Source organism: Flavobacterium glucosi, assembly GCF_048286535.1.
In the GTDB taxonomy this organism is placed as follows: domain Bacteria; phylum Bacteroidota; class Bacteroidia; order Flavobacteriales; family Flavobacteriaceae; genus Flavobacterium.
In genome coordinates this window covers 65761-76967 of the sequence record NZ_JBLVPK010000004.1, presented here as the reverse complement: position 1 = coordinate 76967, position 11207 = coordinate 65761, and the positions used below count along the sequence as shown (strand labels likewise).

The following is an 11207-nucleotide window of genomic DNA, read 5'->3' as shown; positions in this document are numbered from 1 at the left end:
GTTAAACAAAATTTAATATAATTTTATATCATTATAAATCATTAGCTTTACACTATGATGAAAAAAAATGTTTTAATAAGCGGAGGTTCTGGATTTATCGGGAGTCATTTAACGGGTCTGTTGATTGCGAAAGGCTACTCAGTATCTATCTTGAGTAGAAGTGAAAAACAAAATAAAGAAGACATTTTCTATTACAAATGGGATGTTGCAAATCAGACCATAGATGAAAATGCAGTTTTAAATGCAGATTACATCATTCACTTAGCGGGTGAAAATATTGCGGAGAAAAGATGGACGGCTAAACGTAAAGCTGCAATTATCGATAGTCGGGAAAAATCTACTCAACTGTTGTATTCTATTTTAAAAAAGAATAATAAAAAACTGGACGCTTTTATTTCGGCTTCAGCTGTAGGGATTTATGGTGCAGTAAATGGCGAAGAGATTTGTTCAGAAAACACCCCTTATGCAAATGATTTTCTGGGGTATACATGTCAGAAATGGGAAGCAGCTTTGGATTTTATTGAAAACTTAAACATTCGAACCGTAAAAATCCGTACTGGGTTAGTATTAGGGAAAAATGAGGGTTTTTTGAAAAAACTTATTCCGTTGTTTAAGTTTCGATTGGGTTCTGCATTAGGTTCCGGAAAGCAATACATGCCATGGATTCATGTCGACGATTTGTGTAACATCTATCTTCAAGCGGTTTCAAATCCCAATATGGAAGGGCCTTACAATGCTGCCATTAATGATAATACGACCAACACTGTTTTTTCTAAAACACTGGCACGTATTTTTGGATATTCTATTTGGTTGCCCAATGTTCCTGCTTTTGTATTAAAATTAATTATGGGTGAAATGGCATTAATTGTCCTTACTGGAAGAAGAGTCTCCTCTGATAAAATCGAACAAACCGGTTTTCAATTTAAATTTAAAAATCTGGAAGAGGCATTAAGAAATTGTTTAACAAAGTAGAATTATTCTAAGACACAAATAAGTTGTGTGCTTACGTTTTTAGATATTTTACTACGCACTATAAAAGGAATGTCGATTTTGAAATCATCCGTATTCAAACGAAATACTGTATGGAGTTCAATTGTTTTGCCCACTTTTTTCAGAGTTCCAGTAATCACTATTTTTTTAGTTCGCCCGCGTATCGTTATTTTACCCGTTATTTGGTATTGATTGGATTCTGAATTAAGATTTTTTAGATCAAATTTCTCAATTTTACCTTTGAAAACAGCTCTTGGAAACCGGCTGCTTTCCATATAATTTTCATTGAAATGCTCTTGCATCAAATCTCTTTTAAATTTAAAATCTTTGATGTTTATCCAACAAGCAATCTGTCCCGTTTTAGTTATCAAAATACAGGTTGTTTTTTCATTGCTTGCTTTCACTTCTTCAAATAAAGGTATTGAAGCCTCAAAATGTATGATTCCTCCATAAGTAACCATTTTATCTTGAGCAATAGATTTAATTGCAACAATAAGCAGTACTATTAGAGTAATTTTTTTCATAGTGGTTTATGAATTAAATTACTTAAAGTTACGAAATAATCGAATGAAATGAAAGTATTGAGCCGTTGAAAAATCAGCTAATCAGTTAATTTTTCAAGGGTTTTTTAATCAGAAATTAAAGTATAATATTCGTAAAAACAGTTTTTTACGAATTAGATAAGTAACAGCCATTATGTAATCTCGTGTTTAAAAATTAGACAAAATGACACAATAGGTTGATTTTGAACTACTGTTTGGAATATTGCTTCTTTTGACTTTCTTAGTTGTCGTTACAGTTCTAATTTTATGTTGTGTTTTTGTAAGCTTTCTAATGATTCTTTAGATGTATAATCAAACTTTTCTTCGTGCAGGTCTTTTTCTTTTTTTAAGGCGATTTGTTTTAGGCAATTGAAAAAGCGACGTACTTCATTCATATTAGATAAAATTAAACCGGGAACAGGCATGCTATTACCTTCTTTATCTTTGGCAACCATCGTAAAATAAGACGAATTACAATGTTTGATTTTCCCTGTTTGAATATTCTCCGCCTCTACACGAATGCCAATAATCATGGAGCTGTTACCTACGTAATTCACGCAGGCTTTCATCGTCACGAGTTCGCCAACTTCAATAGGATTAAGGAAATTTACGGTATCTACGGATGCGGTGACACAATAATTACCTGAAAATTTTGAGGCACAGGCAAAAGCAATCTGATCTAATAACGATAAAATATAACCGCCATGAATCTTACCACTAAAATTAGTATGAGACGGCAACATTAATTCTGAAATTCTAATATTTGAGGATGCGACAGTTTTAAAAATACGATTCATTTATTTTATTTTAAAAGGAGAATTTACCATTTTTACGTCAGTGATGAAATAGCGCGTATCGCCCCACCAAGGAAAAGTTCTGTAGCGTTCTACATAAGTTACCTGAACATATTTCCCTTCCATATCTTTCAAATCGGCAATCACTTTTTCCTCACTGTCCATCACCGAAAAAGAGAAAATTTGTGCCCCGGAAATTCCTTGACTAATTTCACCTTCCCACGTTTTGAATGCAACTCCTTTACGACTCACTTTTATTAATTCGCCTGAGCGTACCCCTTCGCTATACGTGGCACTGTATAAAAAAGCGAAATAACCGGCAACTGATAGTACAACAATTACAGTAATAACCATTAAAAATTTTCTCATTTTTTATTTAGTTTAAAAGTTGATTTTCGTCTTTTTCTGCTCGATTCAATATGCTTTCCGGAAGCGCTTTTTTTGCTTTGGCTCCCATTTTTTTCAATTTCTCCACACTCACGATTAAGTTTCCTTTTCCTTCTACTAGTTTATTCATGGCGCCGCTGTATTCAATTTTGCTTTCATCAATCTTCTTACCAATTTTGATTAAATCTGCTACAAATCCTTCAAATTTATCGTACAATGCGCCCGCCTGTCTCGCAATTTCCAAAGCGTTTTCCTGTTGCTTTTGGTTGGTCCACATGCTGTCAATCGTTCGCAAAGTAGCCAGTAGCGTTGCTGGAGTAACAATGACAATGTTTTTCTCGAATGCTCTGTTGTACAAAGTGGTATCCTCATTCAACGCCATAGCAAAAGCGGGTTCGATTGGGATAAATAGCAATACAAAATCTGGGCTTTCTATTTGATATAAATCATGGTAGTTTTTATTGCCTAATTGTTCTACGTGGCGTTTGATAGAGTTGACGTGTTCTTTTAAATAGCCAATTTTTACATCGTCATCTTCCTCGTTGATGTATTTTTCATATGCAGTCAAAGAAACTTTAGAATCGACAATCATCTTTTTGCCGTCTGGCAGATTAATCACCACGTCCGGAAAAACGCGATTTCCATCCTCGGTAGTGAACGCTTGTTGCACTTCGTATTCACGGCCTTTCTCTAAGCCTGACTTTTCAAGAACGCGTTCCAAAACTAATTCGCCCCAATTTCCCTGCATTTTGCTGTCCCCTTTCAAAGCTTTCGTCAGGTTGATGGTTTCCTTGCTCATTTGAATATTCATTTCTCGTAAGCCCAGAATTTGTTGGCGCAAAGCCGCATGATAATCAATACTTTCTTTGTGCGTGTCTTCGACTTTTTTTTCGAACAATTGAATTTTATCCTGTAAAGGAGTCAAGATATTTTTCATGTTCTCCTTGTTCTGTTCCGTAAATTTATTGGACTTTTCTTCTAATATTTTGTTGGCGAGATTCTCAAATTCTTTGGTGAATTTTTCCTGTAATTTCTCCACTTCTTCTTTTTGCTCTTTGTTGCGTTCCCAAAGATTCTCAAAATCAACCTCTTTCTTAGAAAGCTGAATGGCTAAACTGTCTTTTTCATTTCGAATGCTTTCTTTCTCCCCATTGGCATTTTCTAATTGCTTTTCAAAGGCTGTTTTGTCAATGCCATTTTGTTCTTTCAGTTGATTGAATTGGGAAGAGGAAGCAATCAGCTTTTCTTCTAAACTAATTTTTTCCGATTGGAATCGGGCGGAGAAAATGAGTTTGCCAATGAAAATACCAATAGCGAGAGCAACGATAAAAAGCAATAAAAACGGAAGCATATTTGACATAGAATTTCTTTTTGTAAGTTTGTAAAAATAAACAAAAGTTTCCTTCTTTCCTTTCGGAAATCAAAATAGTATCTCAAGTTTTAGCATTCATGGATTAGTAAATTTAGTTACCAATTAATTTTTATACTATAAAAAATATGCAAGATAAATCTTTAAAATTGAATTTTTATTTTTTTGCAATCATAGCGATTATCGGTTGGTTTGCTGTTGTGTTGCAATTGTATCTTATAATTTTGAATCGTGTGGCTTCACTTCCGGAAACGATGGTACGGTTTTTTAGTTTTTTCACGATTCAAACGAATATTTTGGTTGCAATATGCTTTAGTTTTCTTTGGCTCAAGCCAAAATCCAAATGGGGTTTGTTTTTTTCGAAACCCAAAAACACAACCGCAATTACGTTGTACATCACGATTGTAGGGCTTGTTTACAATGCAATTCTTAGATTTTTATGGGCTCCAACGGGTTACCAAAAAATAGCGGATGAGTTATTGCATTTGGTTGTTCCAATTCTGGTTTTAGCTTATTGGATTCTTTTTGTTCCTAAAAAAACATTAGAATTCAAAAACATCTTTCCGTGGTTAATTTTTCCGTCAGTATATTTAGTCTACACTTTAATTCGGGGTGCTTTTTTTAGTTTTTACCCGTATACATTTGTTGATGTGATTCTTTTGGGCTACAACAAAGTATTGCTTAACAGCTTTTTTATGGTATTGGCTTTTCTTTTTTTGGGAACTTTATTCATTGGTATTGGGAAAATAAAAAAGGCCCATACAAATTAGATTCGTATAGGCCTTTTGAATAAAAGCAATTGTTATTGATCCAGTTTAATATTCCCTCTGTCTTCCTTATTATCGGGATGTTCATTAGGATATCGGTTTGGAATGATGTCCGAGTTATGGTCTTTGTTTTCTACCATTTTTTTAGCTTGCTCTTCGGGAACATTTGCGGCATCTGAACTTATATTTTCAGGACAGTTATCCTCATTTTGTTCCAAGGTTCCGTCTATATTTCGGGCTCTTTTAACGATTTTTTGATTTCCATGATTGTCGGTTTCTACCTCTGATTTTAAATGGGAAACCTCAGGATTCGTGTTTTCGGCTAGATTCTGACCGCTAAATCCTTCGTTTATATTTTGTTTGTTATTTGTTTTTTTTGAACCTAAATCCTTGTTTTCCATAATATTTGATTTAAAGTGAATACGGTTAACTACTATAATATTACGTCTTTTATTCTATGGTTTTCAATTATTTAACATAGCTTTTGGTTTACACCAATAAATGTATGGCGACACTATTTTAAATCCAACGAAAACAAGACTATCTTTGCACGTACAACTTATACACTAAAATGGCTCATTCTCATTTCATCATTCATAAACCTTACGGATATCTGAGTCAGTTTATTTACGAATTAAAAAGAAAAAAGAAACTGCTAGGAGAATTGCACGATTTCCCTAAAGGCACGATGGCAATAGGCCGTCTTGACGAAGATTCGGAAGGATTATTGCTGTTGACTACGGACGGGATGATGAGCGAAATCATTCGAAGCAAAAAAGTCGACAAAGAATATTATGTCCAAGTCGATGGCATTATTCATCAGGAAGCCATTGAACAATTGCAAAAAGGGGTTGAAATAGGTTTTAATGGAACTAAGTACATCACAAAACCGTGTAAAGCTACTTTAATACATCAAATTCCGGCCTTTGGAACTAGAGGAAAAAAGATACGGGATGAACGCCACGGTCCTACGTCTTGGGCTTCGATTACGGTGAATGAAGGAAAGTTTCGCCAAGTCAGGAAAATGACTGCCGCTGTTGGTTTTCCTACATTGCGCTTGGTTCGTGTTCGAATAGGAAATGTACATCTCAATGATTTGCAGGCTGGAGCAGTTTTGGAAGTTGAAGATTTTCAAATAACCGAATAAACAAATAACCGATTAACCCAAAAGAAATGTTAAACATCGTTTTAGTAGAACCTGAAATCCCAAATAATACCGGAAATATTGGCCGATTGTGCGTGGGTACCGAAAGCCGATTGCACTTAATTCATCCTTTTGGATTTGTTATTAATGATAAAAACTTAAAACGTTCCGGTTTGGATTATTGGGTACATCTTGATGTTACTGAATATCAAAATATAGCCGAATGGAAAGCACAAATCTCGGATTTGTCCCGAGTTTTCCTGATGAGTTCTCATGCCGAAAAATCATATCTGGAGAATGATTTTCAGGATGGAGATTGGTTGGTTTTTGGAAAAGAAAGTAAAGGTTTGAGTGAAGCGGTTTTAAACGAATTCCCCAATCATCTGACCATTCCAATGTCATCGCTGATTAGAAGTTTTAACATTGCAAATTCTGTTGCGTTTGTCATTGGCGAAGCTAAGAGACAAATAGCTGGTAAATTCTAAATTATGAATTTATAATTGTAAAAAGTAAGTCGATTTTGTAGTTGAAATTTTATATATTTGAGTAGGTCATTTTTGATTGAATTGTGTTTTTTTCTCCTTTAAAACGTACTTTTTATGATTGATAAAGTTATCCTTAGAAGTACCATTTTCAAACATTTGGATGGATTGGTTACCGCTCCAGTTGCGTATGTTTTGTTTGAAAAAGGAGTACTGTCTTATATTCTTGATAAAAAAGAAGTCACACTTTCGGAACTCACAAAACATTTTAAAGCCAATGAAGGTTATCTTAATGTGGGCTTGCGTGTTTTGTGTTCGCAGGGATTCCTGGATTATCATATCAATACTGCCAAGGACCAAATTAAATTTAACATAAACGATAAAAGTGCCATTGCTTTTCCAATGTTCTATTTGTATGAAGATGTGCTTGATTTACTGCATTTCACGATGCAGTTTCGCACGCGATTGTTAGACGATATTCCATTTGTTCGATTGGGTTTAATTTTCGAATTGTACGCAGCTAATTATGGAATTTTATTTTCGAATGATGCGCTGACCAATGAAATTCAGCATCAGATTCTAACGCATATTGAAGGGTGTTTGGTTGGACCAATATTAGTGCGACTCGGTATGAGCGGCATGTTCCATAAATATTTTATGGAAATATCTTTTCGTCCCGAAGAATTTCATAAATCTCCCGAAAATTTCAAAATCATACTGGATTTCTTTGTTAATTTAGGTTGGTTTACCCAAAAAAAAGGCAATTATCAGTTTACGGAAAAGGGGTTGTTTTTTGCCAAAAGAGCGTCTGCTTATGGCGTGACGGTTTCGTATTTACCTACTTTCAGTAAAATAGAAGATTTGCTTTTTGGTAACCCAAATATACTTCGAATGGTGGTCGAAGGCGAGGATGAAATTCATGTGGACCGAGAAATGAATGTTTGGGGAAGCGGAGGCGCACACGATACTTATTTTAAAATTGTGGATGAAATTATTATCAAATTATTCAATTTACCAATTGAAGATCAGCCGAAAGGAATTCTCGATATGGGTTGTGGTAATGGCGCATTTATTGAACATATTTATACTGTAGTCGAACGACAAACCCTTCGCGGAAAGATGCTCGATGATTATCCTTTATTCCTAGTTGGTGCCGATTACAATCAGGCGGCGTTGAAAGTAACCCGAGCCAATTTAATCAAAGCCGATATTTGGGCCAAAGTAATTTGGGGCGATATTGGACAGCCGGATTTATTAGCCAATGACTTATTGGAAAATTATAACATTGATTTGAAAGATTTACTGAATGTAAGAACCTTCTTGGATCACAACCGAATTTGGAAAATGCCAAAGCAAATCACCAAAGACAGAGTGAGTCATTCTACAGGCGCATTTGCGCATAGAGGAGAGCGTATCAGTAATAGTTTAGTCGAAGATAATCTATTGGAACATTTGAATAAATGGTCGCCTTACGTTCGGAAATTTGGGTTGTTAATGATTGAATTACATACGATTGCTCCAAATTTGACTGCTGCTAATTTAGGGAAAACGGCTGCTACGGCGTATGATGCCACGCATGGTTTTTCGGATCAATACATCGTCGAAATTCCCGTTTTGCATAAAATCGCTGCTGAAGCAAGATTGTATCCGGATACTAATTTCTTTAGGAGATTTCCTGATTCCAATACGGCAACGGTGAGTATAAATTTATTGAAAGGAAATGGTTAGTATATTTTGAAAAAAAAAATGAAAATGAGGAAGTTGAGTAAACTTCCTCATTTAGAATTAATTTCGAGCAACGAAATCACTTAATGTAACGTATGTGTTTCCGCTCACCGCATCGTGATAAATATTATATTTCGTTGGATAATTCCCCGCTTTTTCAAAATATTGGGGTTGGGGATAATTGGCACTAAAATCAACATCAGAAAGTAGATAATCTAAAGTAATCATTGGTTCCACAAAAATAAATTTACCATTATAAGAACCGTAAATCATAATTTTAGAAAATGGAAGATACGCTCCTAAGTTGATAGGTAGCCAGTGTTTTCCCATTTGGGGCTCGGCAGTTGCTGGACCAGGTGGAGTAAAATAATCTGCAGGCATGTAACCTATAGGAGGATAATTGTTGAAAGCAGCATCCGTTTCTGTTGACCATGCCGGTATTGCGAGTTGCTCTTGGGCAGAAATCATGTAAAAATGAATGTCAAAATGGGATACATCAAAAACGCCAGCGGGTTCATGACCATGAGGATTCCAGTTAAGTCCAATGTGATCAAAAGGGGTTAATTCTCTCGCCTTTGATTGCAATGGTACTACAATAGTTTCGCCATCTGGTGGAACAGATTTACTATTGTTGGTTTCCAGATTTTTAAAGGCTTCAGGAGTGATTTCAATTCCTATTTCGTTAGGATAACCATTTGAATCCACACTAATCCAGGAACGTAGTTTTCCGTATCCAAGAGCTACCTGAGGTCCTTTAAATACGGTAAGTTTGGCAGCACTCGTTTTAGCGGTAAATGATGAGGATGCATTCTTTTGTAAATCAGTAATAATCATTTCATCTTGACTACAAGAAAAAAGGAAAAATAATGACCCCAAAACCATCATTTTTTTTGGCAATGTAAACAAATTTTTCATAATTAAAATTTTAAAAGATTGTTTTTAATGCTGTAGATAAGTTAAGCTTTGGGGGAAATAAAACGATGAACAAAAATACAATAAATATCATAACTACTTGATATTCAGTATATTTTTATTTTAGAATTAATTAAACGCTCTGTGTTAATTGGTTCGTGAATGATCTATAACTATTATAAAATTTATAGATAGGGAAAAGAATAGTTTTTAGAAAACAGATTTTATAAAGTAGAATTTTGTTATAAACGTTGTGTTTCAGTAGGTAATTACTAAGAAACTAAACAATCATGAATTTTCCCTTTTCAGCATCAAAAACAATATGCTCGTCTTTGAATAAAGTATTGAAACTTCCTTTTGCAATAAAATTACAAGGTTCGTCTTGAAGCACAGTTTCAGGAGTCATAATGATCATTTCGTCACTCAGTTGTATCGCCATATCAATATCATGAGTAGAAAATAAAATGCATTTTCCGGTTTCATGAGTAAGCTTTTTCAAGAGTTTGAATAAAGCCACCTTATGTAATAAATCCAAATGGGTTGTAGGTTCGTCCAAGATTATTAACGGAGTATCTTGTGCTAAAGCGCGTGCAATCAATACTTTTTGCAATTGCCCATCACTAATTTCATAATGCTTTTTTGGGGCTAAATGACTGATTTGTGTCAATGCCATGGCTTCATTAACTTTAACAATATCAATATCAGATAAAGTTCCCATCCAATTGGTGTAGGGTTGTCTTCCTAAAGCAATGAGTTCGAAAACAGTTAAATTACTGGGAGGCAATTTTTCGGTTAAAACGATACTTAAGTTTTGTGCCAAGTCCAAAGGTTCGTAATCAGTAATTTTCCTTCCATTCAAGAAAACAGTACCGGAAAGCGGTTTCTGGATTCCCGTTATCGTTTTTAAAAGTGTTGATTTTCCTATGCCATTAGCACCAATTAAAGCAATCAGTTTTCCTTTTTTTAAAGCAATAGAAATATTCGAAGCTACTACGATTTTCTCTTTTTTATGAGAATAGCCAATGCTGATTTGAGACGCTTGTAAGATGATTTTATTTTCCATTAGGCAATCATTTTTCGTTTACTAACCAACAACCAAACTACTACAGGAGCACCAATTATTGAAGTCACCGCATTGATTGGCAAAGTGATTTCCAATCCGGGCAATTCTGAAATTACATCACAAATAAGCATAATTGAAGCGCCTAAAAGTAGCGTACTCCAATACAAAACCGAATGGTTACTGGTTTGAAACACTAATTTTGCTATATGTGGGACTGCCAGTCCTATAAAGGCAATTGGACCTGCATACGCTGTGATGCTTCCTGCTAAAATACTTGTTGCAAAAATAATAATTAATCGTGTTTTTTTGAAATTCAAACCTAAACTGCGAGCGTAATTTTCACCTAATAACAATGCGTTAAGAGGCTTGATGCTAAACAGACTTAATAACAAACCAATCGCTACACAAACGGTTAGAATTACTATAGAAGTCCAAGACAAATTGCCTAAGTTTCCCATGGACCAAAACGTGAATTTTTGCAATTGTTCAGCGGAACTAAAATACGTAAGAACGCCAACTATTGCACTGGTAAAACTACCAAACATCAATCCCACAATTAAGATGGCCATGGTATCGCGTAGCCTTTGGGAAACCATCAAAACGGCGAGTAATACAACAGAACTTCCTATAGTTGAGGCTAAAACCACTCCATACGAGGATAACAAAATAGTACTTAAAAAAGGGGGAAGTAAGCTCGCTCCTAAGATTACAAAAGCGACACCTAAACTGGCACCGGAACTCAGTCCTAAAACATAAGGTCCTGCCAATGGATTTCGAAATAAAGTTTGCATCAGCAAACCACTTATGGATAATCCCATTCCAACAAGAATTGCAGTAATGGCTTTGGGCAACCGATAATTGATGATGATATATTCCCAAGTGGATTTACTCGCTTGACCACCCGTTAAACTAGTGTAAATTTCTTTAAAAGGTATCGTAATGGAACCAAAACTAATGTTTACAAAAAACAATAGCACAAGCCCAAAAGTAAGCAAGAAAAATAGAATCGTATTTCGTTTTTGATTCGCCAAT

At 35.0% G+C, this 11207-nt stretch carries 13 protein-coding genes; 5 read left to right on the top strand and 8 right to left on the bottom strand.

The window, feature by feature from the left end; translation table 11 throughout:
• Positions 1-54: 54 nt before the first annotated feature.
• A complete protein-coding gene (locus ACNQGD_RS08490; RefSeq protein WP_417999001.1) occupies positions 55-972 on the top strand; it encodes a TIGR01777 family oxidoreductase in 918 nt (305 codons plus the stop codon).
• 2 nt (positions 973-974) lie between these two features.
• On the opposite strand, the gene ACNQGD_RS08485 is transcribed toward ACNQGD_RS08490, so the two are convergent.
• The 4 genes from ACNQGD_RS08485 to ACNQGD_RS08470 all read right to left on the bottom strand — a co-directional run bounded on the left by ACNQGD_RS08485 (position 975) and on the right by ACNQGD_RS08470 (position 4073).
• Positions 975-1514 (bottom strand): YceI family protein, encoded by a 540-nt coding sequence (locus ACNQGD_RS08485; protein ID WP_417999000.1) that lies wholly within the window; start codon positions 1512-1514, stop codon positions 975-977.
• A 269-nt stretch (positions 1515-1783) separates the two neighbouring features.
• Positions 1784-2329, bottom strand: coding sequence for an acyl-CoA thioesterase (locus ACNQGD_RS08480; RefSeq protein WP_417996618.1), 546 nt, complete (start codon positions 2327-2329; stop codon positions 1784-1786).
• Positions 2330-2695: a 6-phosphogluconate dehydrogenase gene (locus ACNQGD_RS08475; protein ID WP_417996619.1), complete on the bottom strand. Its 366-nt coding sequence runs from the start codon at positions 2693-2695 to the stop codon at positions 2330-2332.
• Positions 2696-2702: 7 nt separating this feature from the next.
• A complete protein-coding gene (locus tag ACNQGD_RS08470) occupies positions 2703-4073 on the bottom strand; it encodes a DNA recombination protein RmuC (protein WP_417994017.1) in 1371 nt (456 codons plus the stop codon).
• 137 nt (positions 4074-4210) lie between these two features.
• On the opposite strand from ACNQGD_RS08470, the gene ACNQGD_RS08465 reads away from it, so the two are divergent.
• Entirely contained in the window at positions 4211-4852 is a 642-nt protein-coding gene (locus ACNQGD_RS08465) for a Pr6Pr family membrane protein (protein ID WP_417998999.1), read from the top strand.
• A gap of 32 nt (positions 4853-4884) precedes the next feature.
• On the opposite strand, the gene ACNQGD_RS08460 is transcribed toward ACNQGD_RS08465, so the two are convergent.
• Positions 4885-5250 (bottom strand): hypothetical protein, encoded by a 366-nt coding sequence (locus ACNQGD_RS08460; protein ID WP_417998998.1) that lies wholly within the window; start codon positions 5248-5250, stop codon positions 4885-4887.
• Positions 5251-5420: 170 nt separating this feature from the next.
• Here ACNQGD_RS08460 and ACNQGD_RS08455 point away from each other — a divergent pair, with 170 nt between their 5' ends.
• The 3 genes from ACNQGD_RS08455 (at position 5421) to ACNQGD_RS08445 (ending at position 8203) form a co-directional block, all read left to right on the top strand.
• The gene (locus ACNQGD_RS08455) at positions 5421-5996 is read left to right on the top strand and encodes a pseudouridine synthase (RefSeq protein WP_417998997.1); all 576 of its coding nucleotides are present in this window, start codon (positions 5421-5423) and stop codon (positions 5994-5996) included.
• Positions 5997-6022: 26 nt separating this feature from the next.
• The gene (locus tag ACNQGD_RS08450) at positions 6023-6478 is read left to right on the top strand and encodes a tRNA (cytidine(34)-2'-O)-methyltransferase (protein WP_417994013.1); all 456 of its coding nucleotides are present in this window, start codon (positions 6023-6025) and stop codon (positions 6476-6478) included.
• Between the two features lie 114 nt (positions 6479-6592).
• Positions 6593-8203: a class I SAM-dependent methyltransferase gene (locus tag ACNQGD_RS08445; RefSeq protein ID WP_417998996.1), complete on the top strand. Its 1611-nt coding sequence runs from the start codon at positions 6593-6595 to the stop codon at positions 8201-8203.
• A 57-nt stretch (positions 8204-8260) separates the two neighbouring features.
• Here ACNQGD_RS08445 and ACNQGD_RS08440 read toward each other — a convergent pair whose 3' ends face one another.
• From ACNQGD_RS08440 to ACNQGD_RS08430, 3 genes are all read right to left on the bottom strand, one after another.
• Positions 8261-9115, bottom strand: coding sequence for a hypothetical protein (locus tag ACNQGD_RS08440; protein ID WP_417998995.1), 855 nt, complete (start codon positions 9113-9115; stop codon positions 8261-8263).
• A 277-nt stretch (positions 9116-9392) separates the two neighbouring features.
• Complete coding sequence (locus tag ACNQGD_RS08435) at positions 9393-10175, bottom strand: ABC transporter ATP-binding protein (RefSeq protein ID WP_417998994.1); 783 nt, start codon at positions 10173-10175, stop codon at positions 9393-9395.
• Entirely contained in the window at positions 10175-11206 is a 1032-nt protein-coding gene (locus ACNQGD_RS08430; RefSeq protein ID WP_417998993.1) for an iron chelate uptake ABC transporter family permease subunit, read from the bottom strand. Before ACNQGD_RS08430 ends, ACNQGD_RS08435 begins: the two co-directional genes overlap by 1 nt.
• Position 11207 lies beyond the last annotated feature (1 nt).